Origin of the sequence: Janthinobacterium sp. GMG2 (assembly GCF_033949445.1) — a bacterium.
Taxonomy (GTDB): Bacteria; Pseudomonadota; Gammaproteobacteria; order Burkholderiales; family Burkholderiaceae_D; genus Janthinobacterium; species Janthinobacterium aestuarii.
This window is the reverse complement of the sequence record NZ_JAXAWA010000001.1, coordinates 1,233,844-1,250,505: the sequence shown is the minus strand read 5'-3', so window position 1 is coordinate 1,250,505 and position 16,662 is coordinate 1,233,844. Positions and strand designations below refer to the sequence as shown.

Here is a 16,662-nt window from a genome sequence, read left to right as displayed (position 1 = left end):
CTTTTAGTTTCCAGTCAGAAATTTCTAACATTTCTCCCTGATTTTTATCGCAACGCAACAAACAGTGCGCCGAGAATGATGAAAAATGCCGCAATGGCCGGCTATTTGCTGTGCAATTCCGTCACGCCATCCCAGCCGGCGGGCGGCGGCGCGTTCTGGTATTGCTCCAGGCGCGCCGCATACAGCCGGTACAAGCCATCGCCGGGAAAGTCCGCCTGCAAGCGGGCCAGCTGCGCGCCGGCCGCCGCCCAGTCGCTCGCGCGCAGACTGGCCAGCACAGCATGCCAGCGCTCGAGCTGCGCCAGTTCAGCGGCAGGGGCGCCGGCCAGCGGGCAGCGCGGCTCGAAGATGGCCACCGCTTCCTGCTTGCCGACCACTCTGACGCGGTCGAGCTCGCGGTATAGAAAGTCCGGGGCGGCGGCGCGCGTAGCCTCGCCCACGACGATGCCCACGCCATACAGCTTGCTGGCCCCTTCCAGGCGGGCGGCCAGGTTGACGCTGTCGCCCATCACGGTATAGGCGCGGCGGATGCGCGAACCCATGTCGCCCACATGCATGGGTCCCGTATTGATGCCGATGCCGATGCGCAGCGCCGGCCAGCCGCGCGCGCAAAACTGCTGGTTCAGCCGCGCCGCGCTGCCCTGCATCAGCAGGGCGCTGGCCACGGCCCGGCTGGCGTGATCGCCAAAGGCGACGGGCGCGCCCCAGAATGCCATCACGGCGTCGCCGATGTATTTGTCCAGGGTGCCGCCATGGCTGTCGCGGATATCTTCCGACATGGCCGTCAGGTATTCGTTGATATATTCGCGCAGCGCGGCCGGCGCCAGCTGCTCGGAAATGGCCGTGAAACCGCGCACGTCAGCAAACAGCACCGTCAGTTCGCGGTTCTCGCCCTCCATCGTGTAGCGGCGCGGATCGTCGGCCATCTCGGCCACCAGCTCGGGCGCCACGTATTCGCCGAAACGGGCCACCAGCGCGCGTCCCTTGCGCACCTCGAAAAAGTAGCCCCACGCCAGGTTGGCGATGAACAGCGCAACGATCAGCAACAGCAGCACGGCGCCGCCCAGCACCAGGTCGTGCGCGGCGTACAGGTACAGATTGATGCCGATGGCGGCCGCCAGCGCGCCCAGCGTCGCCAGCATCACGCCGGCCGGCGGCAGCACGGCCAGGGCGCCGGCCAGCAGCAGGCCAAACAGCAGTATCTGCACCAGTTCCAATGCCAGCGCATAATCGGGCCGCGCCTTGAAACGCCCGTCGAGCATGGACTTGATCAGGTTGGCGTGTACCTCCACCCCCGGATACTCGGCATTCACGGGCGTGGCGCGGATATCGTTCAAGCCGGGCGCCGTCGTGCCCACCAGCACGATGGCACCCTTGAGCAGCGTGGGGGGCACCGTGCCGGCCAGCACGTCGGACGCCGACACATAACGGAAGGCGCCGCCATCGGGGCCACCCGCGCCGCGGTACTGCACCGTCGTCGTCAAGGCTTCGCCCACGGGGATCGCCAGCGCGCCGCGCGGCGTGAACAGCATGATGTGTTCAAGGCCGCCGCTGGCCAGTTCGCGCGCCGACAGGGTATCGGCCGTGCCCGTGAAACGGGGGGCGATGGCGCGCGCCTGCAGGTAGACGGCGACGGTAGCCAGCGACAGCGAAGGATAATAGCCATCGCCGATGCGCTGCAACAGGGTCGAGGAACGCACGACGCCATCGGCATCGGTCAGCGCCGTGAAGATGCCGGCGCCTTGCGCGGCCGCCTGCAGGGGCGCGATATTGGCTTCGTAGCCGCGCGCCACATAGGCCGTCACCGTGCGGCCATTCAGGTCGGCGACCGTGAAGGCGGGCTTGGGCAGCACGCCCTTTCTTTGCTGCTCCGAGACGCTGTAGCCGAGCACCACGGGCTGGCCCCGCATGGCCTCGGCGAACAAGCCGTCGTAATCCATGGCCGGACGCAGTTTTTCCAGCTGCGCCGGCAAGCCGGCCACGCCGGCCAGTTCGCCCTGCGCCAGTCCTTGCAGCACGGCGTAGCCGGAACTGGTGTCCGCTTCGGGAAACGCAATATCGAAGCCCAGCGCGGCCACGCCGTAATGCCCGGCGAGCTGGCGCACCAGGCGCGCTTGCACATCGCGGCTCCAGGGAAAACGGCCCACCTTGGCCAGGCTTTGCTCATCGATGTCGACGATGACGATGCGGCGGTCCAGCTGCGGCGTTTCCGCGCGCATGCGCCAGTCGCCCAGCATGGCGTCCAGTCGCGCGATCGTGTCGTTGCCGGCCAGGCACAGCACGGCCGCCGCCAGAGTCAGCAGTATTCCCAGCAGCGACCGCGCCCCATGCTTGCGCCAGGCCTGCGACAGCTTCAAGGGATATAGCCCGGTATGGCCGCCTCGTCGACGGCATCGATCTGGCTCGGATGCATGTGCTTTTCAGCGAAGGTCAGATAGACCTTGCTGCGGATGAAAACGTCGAACAGCTCCGGGTCGATATGCCCGTTCAGGCTGAAATTGCCGAGGATGCGCAGCGATTCGGACAGCGACTTGCCCTTCTTGTAGGGCCGGTCGCGCGCCGTCAGCGCCTCGAAAATGTCGGCGATGGCCATCAGCCGCGCAGGCACCGACATCTGCTCTTTCGTCAGCCCCCGTGGATAGCCCTTGCCATCCATGCGCTCGTGGTGGCCGCCCGCGTATTCGGGCACCTTTTGCAGGTGCTTGGGCCACGGCAGCGCTTCGAGCATGCGGATCGACACGCTGATATGGTTGTTGACGATGGCCCGCTCGGCCGCCGTCAGGGTGCCGGCGCGGATGGTCAGGTTTTCCGTCTCGTCGGCGTCGAGAAAATCGCGCAGTTCGCCGTCGGCCGCGCGCCAGCGGCGCCTGGCGATCTGCCGCACGCGCTCCTGGTCGGCCTGCGCCATGCTTTCGCCGCCGATATTGACCGTGCGGATAAAGTCGCGTTCCTCGCGCAGCGCCGCCTGCTCCTGCTCCAGTGCGCGGGCGATGGCCTCCTTTTGCAGCGGCTGCGCCGCCTGCTGGCGCAGGGCCGCGATCTCGGCGTCGCGCAGCAGCACTTCGTAGCGCGTGTCAATCAGGGCGATGCGGTCGAAAATGGTTTCCAGCTTGGTGGCCTTGTCGACCACGTGCACGGGGGTGGTGATCTTGCCGCAATCGTGCAGCAGGCCGGCCAGCCACAGCTGCTTGCGCTCGTTGTCGCTGAGCCGGAAATCGGCCAGCGGCCCCGTTTGCGTGGCGTGCGCGGCGTCGGCCAGCAGCATCGTCAGTTCGGGCACGAACTGGCAGTGGCGGCCCGTGTACGGCGACTTTTCATCGATGCCGATATTGATCAGGGTCACGAGCGATTCGAGCAGCTCTTCCAGCTGCGAGATCAGCAATTGATTCGTCAGCGCCACGCCCGCCTGCGCGGCCAAGGCTTCGATGAAGCGCTGGTCGGTGGAGGAAAAGGCGCGCACCTGGCCCGTCTCGCCATCCTTCGCATTGACCAGCTGCAGCACGCCGATCAGGTCGCCCTCATGGTCGCTCATGGGCACCGTCAGGATCGATTGCGTATGGTAGCCGTGGTGGCGGTCGAACTCGCGCATGCCGGAAAAATTGAAGGCCTCGTCGCGGTAGACGTCGGCGATATTCACGCTGCGGCGCATGTTCGCCGCATACGCGGCCACCGATGCCAGGTTCGGCTGGTCCGCGCCATCGAACAGGGGCACGCCAGGCAAGCCCATGTCCGCCCCCTGCGCGATGCCCAGGCTGTCGTTGACGCTGATGTCGAACGCCAGCTGGCGGCCCTCGAGCGCGGGCCGGTACAGGGTGGCCCCATCGGCGCCGCTCATGCTTTTTGCCAGCAGCACGATGCGCTGCAACAGCGCGCCAATGTCGTGCCCCTCGCCGCCCAGGCCGTGGCCGAGCGCGACACTGAGTTCGGTCAATTGCTCCAGTCTGTGGGCGATTTTCTCAGGGTGCAACTGAGGCATATTGGTGGCAATCAGGTAATGGGCAAGCAAAAAAGGGGAAGTCGGCAAGCGCCAGTGTAACGGCCGTCCCGCGCACTGTACATTACTTAGTCACAACAAAATGAAATTACTTTCCGTATCACAACACGCATAAATGTTGCCGCCAATCTCATTAATTAGAATAGAATCAACAATAATTACACTGTAACAAGGTACTGAATGAAATTCACGTTCAGGGGTGTGCGCGGCTCCATCCCCTCCCCCGGCCCGCGCACGGCGCGCTACGGCGGCAACACCACGTGCATCGAAGTGCGCACCGACAACGATAGCCTGATCATTCTCGATGCGGGCAGCGGCATCTTTTCGCTGGCGCAGCAACTGCCGCCGGGCCAGCCCGTCGACGCGCACGTCTTTATCACGCACAGCCATTGGGACCACATCCACGGCTTGCCCATGTTCTCGCCCCTGTTCGTGGCCGGCAACCGCATGCGCCTGCATGGCGCCTTTGACGGCATCAGCGGGCGCGGCATCGAACACGTGATGGCGGTGCAGCTGCAAGGCAGTTATTTCCCCGTCAGCGAAGCGGCCATGGCGGCCTGCATCGAGTACCGCACCCTGGCACCGGGCGAAGCCGTCGAGGTGGGCGGCGCGCGCGTGCGCGGCGCGGAAATGAACCATCCCGTCGTCAACCTCGGCTACCGCATCGACTGCGGCGGCGCCTCGCTGTTTTTCAGCGGCGACCATGAACCGTTCTACAACCTGCATCCGCCCGGCCACGTCGAGCATGCGGCGTGCTCAGAGCGCAATGCGCAACGCCAGGCCCGCATCGATGCGCTCATCGCCGGCGTCGACGCGCTGATCATGGATTGCTCGTACACGCGCGAGGAATACCCGGGCAAGCAGGGCTGGGGCCACGGCACCTTCGACGCCGCCTTCGACCTGGCCCTGCGCTGCGGCGCGCGGCGCCTGTACTGCACCCACCACGAACCGACCCGCAGCGACGAGCAGCTCGAAGCCGTGTTTGCCGACGTGATGGGCCGCTACAGCAGCCGTCTCGATGGCCTGCAAGTGTTCCTCGCCAGCGAGGGACTGACGGTGGAACTGGCCGGCGCATAAAAAAAGGGAGCCGCAAGGCTCCCTTTTTACTGGCGTTGACTATCCATTACATGATGTGGTGGCCAATCCACCAAGCGACTGCTGCAACAAACGCGGAGGCAGGAATCGTGAAGATCCAGGCCCAGACGATATTGCCTGCCACGCCCCAGCGCACGGCCGACATCTTCTGCGACGAGCCGACGCCGACGATGGCGCCCGTGATGGTGTGCGTGGTCGACACGGGAATACCCAGCGCCGTCGAGACGAACAGGGTGATCGCGCCGCCCGTTTCGGCGCAGAAGCCGCCGACCGGTTTGAGCTTGGTGATCTTCTGGCCCATGGTCTTGACGATGCGCCAGCCACCGAACAGGGTGCCGAAGCTGATGGCCGTGTAGCACGAGATAATGACCCACATCGGCGGCATGGCGTCGGCCGAACTGGAGTAGCCAGCGGCGATCAGCAGCATCCAGATGATGCCGATGGTTTTTTGCGCATCGTTGCCGCCGTGGCCCAGGCTGTAGGCGGCCGCCGAGACCAATTGCAAACGGCGGAACCACTTGTCGACCTTGCGCGGCGTCGAACGCACGAATATCCATGACACGATCAGCATCATGATGGAGCCGAACACGAAGCCCAGTACCGGTGCGATGACGATGAAGGCGACGGTTTTCCACAGGCCGGCCGCGACCAGCGCGCCCGTGCCGGACTTGGCGACAGCGGCACCCACCAGGCCGCCGATCAGCGCGTGCGAGGACGACGATGGAATGCCGTAGTACCAGGTAAACAAATTCCAGAAGATGGCGCCCATCAGCGCGCCGAAGATCACGTACTGGTCGATCACTGCCGGATCGATGGTGCCCTTGCCCACCGTGGCGGCCACGGTCAGCTGGTGGAACACGAAGATGGCGACAAAGTTGAACGTGGCAGCCATGGCAACCGCGGTCTGCGGTTTCAATACGCCCGTCGAGACCACCGTGGCAATCGCGTTGGCGGCATCGTGGAAGCCGTTCATGAAGTCAAACAGCAGCGCCAGGACGATCAACAGGCCTAGCACGTAGATGCTGATTTGTATGGTCATTATAGTTTCTTTTCTGATTCTGGTTCAGGACAGGCCCAACGCTTACGCGTTTTCGACGATGATGCCTTCGATAATATTGGACACATCTTCGCAACGGTCGGTCACGGTTTCCAGAATTTCGTAGATCGCTTTCAGCTTGATCAGGTTGCGCACGTCCGGTTCGTCGCGGAACAGCTTGGACATGGCGGCGCGCATCACGTGGTCGGCGTCCGATTCCAGGCGGTCGATCTCTTCGCAGATGGCGACGATCTTGCGCGAGTTGTCCATGTTATGCAGCATGGCGACGGCGTCGCGCACTTTTTCGGTACAAGCCAGCACCAGTTCGGCCAGGCGCTTGGCTTCCGGCGTGACGGCCTTCAGGTCGTACAGCGAGACGGTTTGCGCCGCATCTTCCAGCAGGTCGAGGATGTCGTCCTGGCGCGTGATCAGCTGATGGATGTCGTCGCGGTCGATCGGCGTGATGAAGGTCTTGTGCAGCATTTCCACGGTGGCGTAGGTGACTTTGTCCGCCTGTTTCTCGATGCTTTCGATCGCATGCACGCGGTTTTCCAGGTCGTCGAAATTGGTCATCAGGCCGAGCATCTCTTTGGCGCCCTTGACGCACAGTTCCGCGTGCTGGTTAAACAATTCAAAAAACTTGCCCTCAGTGGGCATCAAGCGTCCAAACATGTCATTCTCCGTTAAGCATTGAGTCGTGTTATTTACTACAGAAAGCCGCCCCGCAAGAGGGGGCAGCGATGGGGTGCCAGTGCTGCTGAGTCTTAGTCGCCTTGGTAAAGCGCCAGGCCACCACTGTAATTGCCAAATTTGGTGTACTGCCCCATGAAGGTGAGGCGGATGCTGCCGATTGGACCGTTACGTTGTTTACCGATGATGATTTCGGCCGTTCCCTTGTCTGGCGAGTCGGGGTTATACACCTCGTCGCGGTAAATGAACAGGATCACGTCGGCATCCTGCTCAATAGCGCCCGATTCGCGCAAGTCGGACATGACAGGACGTTTGTTCGGGCGTTGTTCCAGCGAGCGGTTCAGCTGGGACAGCGCGATCACGGGGCAACCGAGTTCTTTCGCCAGGCCTTTCAAGCCCCGCGAAATCTCGGAAATCTCCGTGGCGCGGTTGTCGCCCGGCGTATTGGCCGACATCAGTTGCAAGTAATCGACGATGATCAGGCCCAGCTTGCCGCATTGACGCGACAAACGGCGCGAGCGGGCGCGCAATTCGATGGAATTGAGCGCTGGCGTTTCATCGATGTACAGCTGCGCGTCGTTCATCTTCTGGATCGCATTCGTCAGGCGCGGCCAGTCTTCGTCGTTCAGGCGGCCAGTACGCAAACGGTGCTGATCGAGCTGTCCGACGGAGCCGAGCATACGCATGGCCAGCTGGGCGCCGCCCATCTCCATCGAGAACACGGCCACGGGCAAGCCGCTGTCGATGGCCACGTTTTCGCCGATGTTGACGGAAAACGCCGTCTTGCCCATCGAAGGACGGCCCGCCACGATTACCAGGTCGCCCGGCTGCAGACCCGAGGTCATGCGGTCGAGGTCGATGAAACCGGTGGGCACGCCCGTGATTTCACTCTGGTTGTCGCGGCTGTACAGTTCGTCGATGCGTTCGACCACCTGCGTCAGCAGGGGCTGGATGGCGGTCCAGCCCTGGGCGCCGCGCGCGCCTTCTTCGGCGATGGCGAAAATCTTCGATTCGGCCTCGTCAAGCATCTGCTTGACTTCCTTGCCTTGCGGGCTGAAGGCCGTGCCGGAGATATCGTCGGCGACGGTGATGAGTTTACGCAGCACGCCGCGGTCGCGCACGATCTCGGCGTAACGCCGGATGTTCGCGGCCGATGGCGTGTTTTGCGCCATGGCGTTCAGGTAAGCGAGTCCGCCCACGTCATCGGCCTTGCCGAGCTGGGTCAGGGTTTCAAAAACAGTAATGACATCGGCTGGCTTGGAAGCGTTAACCATCTTGACGATTTGCTCGAAGATGATGCGATGGTCATAGCGATAGAAATCCTCCGCATGCATGAAGTCGGCGATGCGGTCATATGCGGCATTGTCGCGCAGCAGACCACCGATGACGGATTGTTCTGCTTCGATCGAATGCGGCGGAATACGGAGGGAATCCAGTTGCGGATCAGAGGGGGCGTTCATGGCGCGAATTATACCCGCTTCGGCGTGATGGCAAAAATAAAGGGCTGAAATTGAGCGAAAAAAAGGCCACAAAAAAGCCGGGCGAACCCGGCTTTTCATAGTGCGGCAATGCTTGCGGGCCAGGCCCGCAGACAATTACGCGTTCGCGTCTGGAACGACAGCGATAACAACTTCCACGACCACGTCGGTGTGCAGAGCAACCGAAACATTGTGCTCGCCAACGATCTTCAGCGGGCCGGTAGGCATGCGGATTTGTGCTTTTTCAACAGCAAAACCTTGCTTGGTCAGCGCTTCAGCGATGTCGAAGTTGGTGACGGAACCGAACAGACGGCCATCAACACCAGCTTTTTGAGCAACTTGAACGGTCAGGCCGCTCAGTTTTTCGCCCTGGGCTTGCGATGCGGCCAGTTTGGCGGCAGCAGCTTTTTCCAGTTCGGCGCGCTTGACTTCGAATTCAGCCACAGCGGTTGCCGTAGCACGACGTGCCAGGCGTTGCGGGATCAGGAAGTTACGTGCGTAACCGTCTTTGACTTTGACGACTTCGCCGAGGTTACCGACGTTAACAACTTTTTCTAACAGAATGATTTGCATAGTTCTTCTCCAGGAATATCTGACCGATTAAGCGTGGTGCAGATCGGTGTATGGCAGCAGCGCGAGGAAGCGAGCGCGCTTGATTGCGGTGTCAACTTGGCGCTGGTAGTGCGCTTTGGTACCGGTCAGGCGTGCTGGCATGATCTTGCCGTTTTCTTGGACGAAGTCTTTCAGCGTGTCAACGTCTTTGTAGTCGACTTGCTCAACGTGAGCTGCGGTGAAGCGGCAGAACTTCTTGCGTTTGAACAACGGGTTTTGCTGTTTGCGTTTTTCTTTAAGCTTGAGCTTATTTTTGTCGAACTTTTTACCGAATGCCATGTCAGGCTCCTGTATCTAAAATGCGCTAGTCAGAATTGACTGCACTAAAATCAATGATGTGAAACACCAAACTCTTGCTGTTGCGGCTCTTCCTGGCCAGGAAACCCGTGAACTGATACACCCCGCCCAAGTTTGCCTGACTGAACCTGCCTGAGATTTCGCCAGCGGCTAGCGCGGCAACATCAAACTCGGTCAAACGGGCAATCCCTGCTTCCATCTGCTGCGAACTGTGTTGCAATACTGCATTCACAATCGGCAGCCCTGCCGGGGTATAGCGCAATATTTCGCGCTCGGCAATGATGGCGGTTACTTGTAGCTGGTTCAGCGCACGATCCTGGTCAAGAATTAAGCTGCTGCTGCGGCTGGAGCGGCTGCTGGTGCTTCGGTGCGGTGGCTTTTGGCCGCGTCTTCGCGTTGTACCGATTTCATCATCGGCGAAGGAGCTGTTTCAGCTTTCTTCATTTTAACGGTCAGGTGACGCAACACGGCATCATTGAATTTGAATGCTGTTTCCAACTCGACCAGGGTCTCGTTGTCGCATTCGATGTTCAGGCAGATGTAGTGTGCTTTAGGCAGCTTTTGGATCGAGTAAGCCATTTGACGGCGGCCCCAATCTTCCACGCGGTGAACCGAACCGCCGCGGGTGGTTACGCTGGCTTTGTAGCGTTCGATCATCGCGGGCACTTGCTCGCTTTGGTCCGGATGGACGATAAAGACTATTTCATAATGACGCATGCAAACTCCTTCAGGTCGGATTGATAATCGCCCACCCCGGCGTCAAGACGGGTGTGGGAAGGTCAGCCGAAGATTATAACCGTCTTTTGCAAACGTTTCAATCATTCCTTCCACAAGCGCCTGAAAAGCCCGTGCGCCGCCGTGCTTTCCGGCCGCGGACAAGTATTTCTTGCGAAATTCGCCCAAAACACGGAAATCCCCTTGCATAGTGGGCGATACTGTACAAAAATACAGACTGTTCATATAGACAGCATTTTAGTATGCACCCACCGCTCATGATCAAGCTGACAGCACGACAAGAACAAATCCTGAACCTGATCAAGGACGCGATTGAAAACACGGGCTTTCCTCCCACCCGTGCCGAAATCGCCAATGAACTGGGTTTCAAATCGGCCAATGCGGCCGAAGAGCATTTGCAGGCCCTGGCCCGCAAGGGCGCGATCGAGATTTCGCCCGGCACCTCGCGCGGCATCCGCCTGATCGGTGCGGCCGCCGAAGCGCCGCCGTCGAAAGTGCCGGCAGCCCTGCTGATGTCGCTGCCCCTGATCGGCCGGGTGGCGGCAGGCTCGCCCATCCTGGCCCAGGAAAACCTGGAAGCGAGCTACAACGTCGACCCGGCCCTGTTCTCGGCCAAACCCGACTTCCTGCTGAAGGTGCGCGGCTGGTCCATGCGCGACGCCGGCATCATGGATGGCGACTTGCTGGCCGTGAAAAAGGTCGACAGCGCCAAGAATGGCCAGATCGTCGTCGCCCGCATCGGCGACGAAGTCACCGTCAAGCGCTACAAGAAGACGGGCTCCGTCATCGAACTGCTGCCGGAAAATCCGGACTTCAAGGTGATCACCGTGTCGCCCGAAGACGAGTTTGCGTTGGAAGGCCTCGCCGTCGGACTGATGCGCAGCTGGCATTAAACTGCCGCACGTAAAAAAAGGGCCGCGACAGCATGACTATCGCGGCCCTTTTTACATGGTGCGCGGCTGCTTATGCGTCCAGTGCGCTGCTGAAATCTTCCAATAAGTCTGCTTCATCCTCGATACCGACGGACACGCGGATCAGCGATTCGGCGATGCCCATGCTGGCGCGGCGCTCGGCACCCATCTCGTAGAAAATCGTGTGGGCGACGGGAATGACCAGGGTGCGCGTGTCGCCGAGGTTGCTGGCGGGAATGGCAAGATTGAGACGATTGAGGAAATCGAAGCAGTCGATGCCATCTTTCAGCTCAAAGCTGAACAACGAGCCATAGCTGCGGAACAAGTCGGTGGCCAGCGCATGCTGCGGGTGCGACGCCAGGCCAGGATAATGCACGGCCGCCACTCTTGGATCCGCCTGCAGCATGGTGGCCAGCGCCAAAGCGTTCGAGCAGGTGCGATCCATGCGCAAGGCCATGGTTTCCGCGCCGACGGCGATATGATGCGCAGCTTCCGGCCCCAGCGAGGCGCCGAAGTCGCGCAAAGCCTTGGCACGGATTTGCGCGATGCCCCACTGCGCGGGCGCCGCCTTCTTGTAGTTCTCGAAAATGTTCGGATACTGCGTCCAGTCGAACACGCCCGTGTCCGTCAAGCTGCCGCCCAGGGCATTGCCGTGGCCGCCGATGGATTTCGTCAAGGCATTGACCACCAGGCCCGCGCCCACGGCTTTCGGGCGGAACAGATATGGCGTCGTCATCGTGTTGTCGACGATGTACAAGATGCCCTTTTCGCGGCACAGGTCGCCGATTTTCTTCAGGTCGGCGATTTGCGTGCGCGGATTGGCGATGGTTTCCACAAACACGATGCGCGTGGCCGGCGTAATGGCCGCGGCCACATTGGCCACCTCGGTGGCGTCGACGAACGACACGCCGATGCCCTGCCCCGTCACCGTTTGCCACAAGCTGTTGGTGTTGCCAAACAAAAAGGCCGACGAGACGACATGGTCACCCGCGCGCAGCAACGATTGCACCACGGCGCCGATGGCGCCCATGCCCGTGGCGAAGCACAGGGTCGCCACGCCGTCTTCCATCTTGTTGACCTTGTCTTCCAGTGCGGAGACGGTCGGATTGCCCTGGCGGCCATAACGGAAGCCCGGCTCCTTGCCCTGGAACACGGACGCGAGCTGGCGCGCATCGGCGTAACCGAAGGCAACGGAAGTATGCACGGGCTTGTGCAGCGAGCCGTGCTCGATGCCCTTGCGGCGGTCGTTGTGCAGGATGGTGGTGGTGAAGCCGTAGGTTTTTTTGTTGGTCATGGTGGAAGTTCCAAATACTCGTCTTGCCGCTTAACCCAAGGCAAGTGCCGGGGTCAGACCTGAAGGTCCGACCCGAAAAAAAGCCCGGCATCGGCCGGGCAGGTACTTATGCTTCCGTTGTCGCCAGGTTCAGGTTCAGCTGGGAACGCGGCGTATCTTCGGGCGCTGCCGCCTTCGGATGGTGGCGCGCATATTCCAGGCGGTCCAGGTACTCCTGCGACACGTCGCCCGTCACGTACACGCCATCGAAGCACGATGCCTCGAAGTTCGTCAGGGCCGGGTTAACGTCGGCGATCGCCTGCTTCAGCGCGCCGATATCCTGGTAGACCAGGTAGTCGGCCGTGATTTCGCGGCACACTTCTTCCGTCGTGCGGCCGTAGGCGATCAGCTCGTCGCGCGTCGGCATGTCGATGCCGTACACGTTCGGGTAGATCACCGGTGGCGCGGCCGAAGCGAAGATGACCTTCGTCGCACCCGCTTCACGCGCCATCTGCACGATTTCACGGCTGGTGGTGCCGCGCACGATGGAATCGTCGACCAGCAGCACCACTTTATCCTTGAATTCGGACGGGATCGCGTTGAGCTTCTGGCGCACGGATTTCTTGCGTGCCGCCTGGCCCGGCATGATGAAGGTACGGCCGATGTAGCGGTTCTTGATGAAGCCTTCGCGGTACTCGATGTTCAACGCCATGGCCAGCTGGATGGCGGCCGGACGCGAGGAATCGGGAATCGGCATGACCACGTCGATATGCACGCCTGGCAATTCGGCGCGGATCTTCTCGGCCAGGTATTCGCCCATTTTCAGGCGCGTGGCGTACACGGAGGCGCCGTCGATGACGGAGTCGGGACGGGCCAGGTAGACGAATTCGAACACGCACGGGTTCAGGCTGGCATTGTCGGCGCACTGGGCGCTGTGCAATTTCTTGTCGGCATCGATGAAGACGGCTTCGCCGGGACCGATGTCGCGCACGAAGCGGAAGCCCATGCCTTCCAGGGCTACGGATTCGGAAGCGATCAGGTATTCGGGACCCTGCTCCGTTTCATTGATGCCCAGGCACAGCGGACGGATGCCGTGCGGGTCGCGGAAGGCCAGCAAGCCCACGCCGGCGATTTGCGCAACGGCAGCGTAACCGCCCTTGACGCGGCGGTTCAGCACGGTAACGGCCTTGAAGATGGCTTCCGGGTCCAGGTTCAGGCCCGTCGTCGCTTCCTGGATTTCATGCGCCAGCACGTTGAGCAGCACTTCCGAATCGGAATCGGTATTGATGTGGCGGCGGTCGTTCTTGAACATTTCCAGCTTCAACTGTTCCCAGTTGGTCAGGTTGCCATTGTGCGCCAGGGTGATGCCGAACGGCGCATTCACATAGAACGGTTGTGCTTCCTCTTCGCTCGACGAACCGGCCGTCGGGTAGCGGCAATGGCCGATGCCCGTCGTGCCTTGCAGCGAACGCATGTTGCGCGTACGGAAGACGTCACGCACGAGGCCATTGGCTTTGTGCATGGAAAACATACTGCTGTGATTGGTCGCAATCCCTGCCGCGTCCTGACCGCGATGTTGCAAGAGCAACAATGCATCATAGAGCAATTGATTGACAGGTTGATGGGAAACGACGCCGACGATGCCACACATGGTGTGCTCCTAAACTGTGCTACTGATTTTAAAAAAATTCAAAATTTCACATGCTGCGCGTAAGCGGCAGGCAGATAAGGCTTGATGGCGCGCGCGCCTTGCTCCGCGAGCGGGCTGAGCTGCGCATTTTTCCAGAATGGCTGCTGCGGTATGGACGTCATGCCACACAAGATGACGGCGGTCAGCACGATCACAAGGCCCCGCGCCACGCCGAACAGGGTGCCCAGGGTGCGGTCAGCCAGGCTCAAGCCCGTCACCTTGACGAGTGCGTCGACCGTCATGGACAGCAATCCCATCAAAATGCGCACGCCGATGAACAGCACGACGAAAGCCAGCAACAAACGGATGGCTTCGCCAGGCACGGCTTCCGGCAGGAATTTCGCCAAGGTAGCGCCATACGCGTTGGCAATGACGAACGCCACGATCCAGCTGACCAATGACAGTATTTCCTTGACCAGGCCACGCATCATGCTGATCAGCACGGACGTCACCAGCACGAACAGCACCAGGTAATCGAAGATCGTCACGCGCGTTCAGCCTTGCAACATCACGCCGGTACCAGGCTGCCGCCCAGGCCCAGCTTTTGCAGCTTGGCGCGGGTCTTTTCAGCGTCTTCGCGGCTACCGAACGGTCCCACGCGCACGCGGATGCGCTCGCCCGCCGGGCTCGAGACTTTCTGCGTGTACGACTTGATGCCCGCGTCGCGCAGCTTGTCCTGCAATTCGTCGACCTTGTCCTGCGTCGCCAGGGCCGCCACCTGCACCACGAACTTGCCGCTGCCGGCGTCGTGCGCCTTGTCCTGTGCTTTTTCTTGCGGCTTGCCTTCCAGGATAGCCAGCGCGCGCGCGGCATCGTCAGCCGATTGCGCTGGCTTGGCAGGCTTCGGCTCGGGCTTGGCTTCCGGCTTTACTTCATGCTTGGGCTCAGGCTTGGGTTCGGGCTTGGACTCGTGTTTCGGCTCGGGCTTGGTTTCGTGTTTCGGTTCCGGTTTCGGCTCCACCTTGACCGGCTTGGGTTCAGGCTTGGGCTCGGGTTTCGGCTCCACATAGGTCGGCTTGACCGGTGCAGGCTGGGCGGCCGCCAGCACGGGTGCCGGTGTCGGTACAGGGGTCGGCTTGGCCGCAGGCGGCAACGGCGCGTCGACGATTTCCTCGGACTGGTCCAGGCCATTCGATGCGGCCTGGGCCGGGACGGCCGGCACGGGCGCCGGTGCAGGTGCGACGGCCTTTTCCTTCGACGGAATGTCGATGGCGATATCGTTGAACGGCGCCTTCGGCTCGGAGTCGAGCAGCATCGGCAAGCCGACAGCCACGCCCAGGGCCAGGGCAATGGCCCCGACCAGGCGGCGGCGTGCGCGCTTTTTTTCAGGCAAGACCGGGTCCGGCGCTTCCTTGCCGCCACGGCGCGATCCGCCGCCACCGGCGGTGTTGGCTGCGCGCTTGCGGGTCGGCGACTGTGCTTCGCCAGGGACATAAAAGCCGCTGTCTTCGCCAGAGGATTCTTGCTTGTTTTTAAACAGTTTCGAGAACAAGCCCATGCGTGATTTTCAGTCGAGTGCGTTTCAGTGAAGTGAGGATTTTCGGGCCTTCATCACGCCGGCAACGGTGAGGAAAGAACCAAAGACCACAATTCTATCATTCTCACCGGCCCGGCTCATTGCATTTGCAAAAGCTTGTGCCGGATCATCGAAAATAGACACAGTATGTTCGCTGCTGTCGGGCTTATCTTCGAGCATGATCTGCACCTTGGCGGCCAGCTCCGAAGCCGTGGCCGCGCGCGGCGAAGGCAATCCCGTCAGGCACCAGTGGTCGACGTGTTCGCTCATCGCGGCCAATACGCCATCGATATCCTTGTCCTGCATGGAGCCAAACACGGCATAGGTGTACGGGTGGAAACCCATATTGCCGAGGTTCTGGTTCAGCGCCGACGCCGCGTGGGGATTGTGCGCCACGTCGAGGATCACGCTGGGGCGGCCAGGCAAGACCTGGAAGCGGCCCGGCAGCTCCACCGTGACGAGGCCCGTGCGCACTTCCTGCGCGCCCACTGGCAATTTCAGCTTCAGCACTTCCAGCGCGGCCAGCACGGCCGTCGCATTGAGGATCTGGTTGGCACCACGCAAGCTTGGATACGCGAGCGAATTGCGGCGCTGCTCGCGTCCGCCATAGTTCCACTGCTGCTTGTCGCCCGAATAATTGAAATCGCGGCCCATCAGCCACAGGTCGGCGCCGATGGCTTCGGCATGGTCGATCAACGATTGCGGCGGCACGGGGTCGCTGCAGATGGCCGCCTTGCCCGGACGGAAGATGCCGGCCTTTTCAAAGCCGATCGCTTCGCGCGTGTCGCCCAGGTAATCCGTGTGGTCGATATCGACGCTGGTGACGATGGCGACATCCGCGTCGATCACGTTGACGGCGTCGAGGCGCCCGCCCAGGCCCACTTCCAGGATGGCCACGTCGAGCTTCGCTTGCGACAGCAAATGCAAAATCGCCAGGGTGGTGAATTCGAAATACGTGAGCGGCGTGTCGCCGCGCACGGCTTCAACGGCATTGAAGCTGGCGACGATCTGCTCATCGCTGGCCATCTCGCCCAGCACGCGGGCGCGCTCGTTAAAATCGAGAAAATGCGGCTTGATGTATAGCCCCACTTTGTAGCCGGCGCGCAACAGTACCGATTCCAGCATGGCACAGGTGGAACCCTTGCCATTCGTGCCCGCCACCATGATCACGGGGCAAGTAAACGCCAGCTGCATGCGCGCCTTGACGGCTTGCACGCGGTCCAGGCCCATGTTGATCTGGGTTTCCGAATGGCGGGTTTCCAGCATGGCGAGCCAGTCCGGCAAGGTGGTGGGGAGGTTTTGCATGGGAGACTTCTTGATGAGGAGACAGTGCGC

16 protein-coding genes are annotated in these 16,662 nt (G+C 61.4%); 2 read left to right on the top strand and 14 right to left on the bottom strand.

Annotated features, from left to right (window positions below):
- Positions 1 to 101: 101 nt before the first annotated feature.
- Together SKZ59_RS05600 and SKZ59_RS05595 are read right to left on the bottom strand one after the other, a co-directional pair.
- Positions 102 to 2,357 carry an adenylate/guanylate cyclase domain-containing protein gene (locus SKZ59_RS05600; RefSeq protein WP_319991036.1) on the bottom strand — a complete coding sequence of 752 codons (2,256 nt, stop codon included), beginning with the start codon at positions 2,355 to 2,357 and terminating at the stop codon, positions 102 to 104.
- On the bottom strand, positions 2,354 to 3,976 hold the full coding sequence (locus tag SKZ59_RS05595; protein ID WP_319991035.1) for a GAF and HD-GYP domain-containing protein: 1,623 nt from the start codon (positions 3,974 to 3,976) through the stop codon (positions 2,354 to 2,356). Before SKZ59_RS05595 ends, SKZ59_RS05600 begins: the two co-directional genes overlap by 4 nt.
- Positions 3,977 to 4,174: 198 nt before the next feature.
- Here SKZ59_RS05595 and SKZ59_RS05590 point away from each other — a divergent pair, with 198 nt between their 5' ends.
- The gene (locus SKZ59_RS05590) at positions 4,175 to 5,071 is read left to right on the top strand and encodes an MBL fold metallo-hydrolase (RefSeq protein ID WP_034750481.1); all 897 of its coding nucleotides are present in this window, start codon (positions 4,175 to 4,177) and stop codon (positions 5,069 to 5,071) included.
- A gap of 46 nt (positions 5,072 to 5,117) precedes the next feature.
- On the opposite strand, the gene SKZ59_RS05585 is transcribed toward SKZ59_RS05590, so the two are convergent.
- The 7 genes from SKZ59_RS05585 to rpsF form a co-directional block, all read right to left on the bottom strand.
- Positions 5,118 to 6,131, bottom strand: coding sequence for an inorganic phosphate transporter (locus SKZ59_RS05585; RefSeq protein WP_034750483.1), 1,014 nt, complete (start codon positions 6,129 to 6,131; stop codon positions 5,118 to 5,120).
- A gap of 39 nt (positions 6,132 to 6,170) precedes the next feature.
- Positions 6,171 to 6,797 carry a DUF47 domain-containing protein gene (locus SKZ59_RS05580; protein WP_010400015.1) on the bottom strand — a complete coding sequence of 209 codons (627 nt, stop codon included), beginning with the start codon at positions 6,795 to 6,797 and terminating at the stop codon, positions 6,171 to 6,173.
- A 92-nt stretch (positions 6,798 to 6,889) separates the two neighbouring features.
- On the bottom strand, positions 6,890 to 8,275 hold the full coding sequence (locus SKZ59_RS05575; protein ID WP_034750488.1) for a replicative DNA helicase: 1,386 nt from the start codon (positions 8,273 to 8,275) through the stop codon (positions 6,890 to 6,892).
- 135 nt (positions 8,276 to 8,410) lie between these two features.
- Positions 8,411 to 8,866: a 50S ribosomal protein L9 gene (gene rplI / locus SKZ59_RS05570; RefSeq protein WP_034783456.1), complete on the bottom strand. Its 456-nt coding sequence runs from the start codon at positions 8,864 to 8,866 to the stop codon at positions 8,411 to 8,413.
- Between the two features lie 27 nt (positions 8,867 to 8,893).
- Positions 8,894 to 9,184, bottom strand: a complete 291-nt coding sequence (gene rpsR, locus SKZ59_RS05565; protein ID WP_010400024.1) for a 30S ribosomal protein S18 — start codon at positions 9,182 to 9,184, stop codon at positions 8,894 to 8,896.
- 25 nt (positions 9,185 to 9,209) lie between these two features.
- A complete protein-coding gene (priB, locus tag SKZ59_RS05560; RefSeq protein ID WP_034750494.1) occupies positions 9,210 to 9,509 on the bottom strand; it encodes a primosomal replication protein N in 300 nt (99 codons plus the stop codon).
- A gap of 20 nt (positions 9,510 to 9,529) precedes the next feature.
- Positions 9,530 to 9,919: a 30S ribosomal protein S6 gene (rpsF, locus tag SKZ59_RS05555; RefSeq protein WP_034750499.1), complete on the bottom strand. Its 390-nt coding sequence runs from the start codon at positions 9,917 to 9,919 to the stop codon at positions 9,530 to 9,532.
- A gap of 275 nt (positions 9,920 to 10,194) precedes the next feature.
- Here rpsF and lexA point away from each other — a divergent pair, with 275 nt between their 5' ends.
- Positions 10,195 to 10,830 (top strand): transcriptional repressor LexA, encoded by a 636-nt coding sequence (lexA, locus tag SKZ59_RS05550; protein ID WP_034750502.1) that lies wholly within the window; start codon positions 10,195 to 10,197, stop codon positions 10,828 to 10,830.
- Between the two features lie 70 nt (positions 10,831 to 10,900).
- Here lexA and SKZ59_RS05545 read toward each other — a convergent pair whose 3' ends face one another.
- From SKZ59_RS05545 to folC, 5 genes are all read right to left on the bottom strand, one after another.
- Complete coding sequence (locus SKZ59_RS05545) at positions 10,901 to 12,142, bottom strand: cystathionine gamma-synthase family protein (protein WP_319991034.1); 1,242 nt, start codon at positions 12,140 to 12,142, stop codon at positions 10,901 to 10,903.
- Positions 12,143 to 12,248: 106 nt separating this feature from the next.
- Positions 12,249 to 13,772: an amidophosphoribosyltransferase gene (purF, locus tag SKZ59_RS05540; RefSeq protein ID WP_034750508.1), complete on the bottom strand. Its 1,524-nt coding sequence runs from the start codon at positions 13,770 to 13,772 to the stop codon at positions 12,249 to 12,251.
- Positions 13,773 to 13,810: 38 nt separating this feature from the next.
- A complete protein-coding gene (locus SKZ59_RS05535; RefSeq protein WP_046685790.1) occupies positions 13,811 to 14,299 on the bottom strand; it encodes a CvpA family protein in 489 nt (162 codons plus the stop codon).
- A gap of 20 nt (positions 14,300 to 14,319) precedes the next feature.
- A complete protein-coding gene (locus SKZ59_RS05530) occupies positions 14,320 to 15,309 on the bottom strand; it encodes an SPOR domain-containing protein (protein ID WP_319991033.1) in 990 nt (329 codons plus the stop codon).
- Between the two features lie 24 nt (positions 15,310 to 15,333).
- Positions 15,334 to 16,632 carry a bifunctional tetrahydrofolate synthase/dihydrofolate synthase gene (gene folC, locus SKZ59_RS05525; RefSeq protein WP_034750518.1) on the bottom strand — a complete coding sequence of 433 codons (1,299 nt, stop codon included), beginning with the start codon at positions 16,630 to 16,632 and terminating at the stop codon, positions 15,334 to 15,336.
- Positions 16,633 to 16,662: the final 30 nt, after the last annotated feature.

Bases quoted from the DNA above. Each gene is read 5' to 3' on its own strand.
- SKZ59_RS05545 (WP_319991034.1), bottom strand. From the start codon at position 12,142: ATGACCAACAAAAAAACCTACGGCTTCACCACCACCATCCTGCACAAC.
- lexA (WP_034750502.1), top strand. From the start codon at position 10,195: ATGATCAAGCTGACAGCACGACAAGAACAAATCCTGAACCTGATCAAG.
- rpsF (WP_034750499.1), bottom strand. From the start codon at position 9,919: ATGCGTCATTATGAAATAGTCTTTATCGTCCATCCGGACCAAAGCGAG.
- folC (WP_034750518.1), bottom strand. From the start codon at position 16,632: ATGCAAAACCTCCCCACCACCTTGCCGGACTGGCTCGCCATGCTGGAA.
- rplI (WP_034783456.1), bottom strand. From the start codon at position 8,866: ATGCAAATCATTCTGTTAGAAAAAGTTGTTAACGTCGGTAACCTCGGC.
- SKZ59_RS05580 (WP_010400015.1), bottom strand. From the start codon at position 6,797: ATGTTTGGACGCTTGATGCCCACTGAGGGCAAGTTTTTTGAATTGTTT.
- SKZ59_RS05530 (WP_319991033.1), bottom strand. From the start codon at position 15,309: ATGGGCTTGTTCTCGAAACTGTTTAAAAACAAGCAAGAATCCTCTGGC.
- purF (WP_034750508.1), bottom strand. From the start codon at position 13,772: ATGTGTGGCATCGTCGGCGTCGTTTCCCATCAACCTGTCAATCAATTG.
- rpsR (WP_010400024.1), bottom strand. From the start codon at position 9,184: ATGGCATTCGGTAAAAAGTTCGACAAAAATAAGCTCAAGCTTAAAGAA.
- SKZ59_RS05595 (WP_319991035.1), bottom strand. From the start codon at position 3,976: ATGCCTCAGTTGCACCCTGAGAAAATCGCCCACAGACTGGAGCAATTG.
- SKZ59_RS05590 (WP_034750481.1), top strand. From the start codon at position 4,175: ATGAAATTCACGTTCAGGGGTGTGCGCGGCTCCATCCCCTCCCCCGGC.
- SKZ59_RS05575 (WP_034750488.1), bottom strand. From the start codon at position 8,275: ATGAACGCCCCCTCTGATCCGCAACTGGATTCCCTCCGTATTCCGCCG.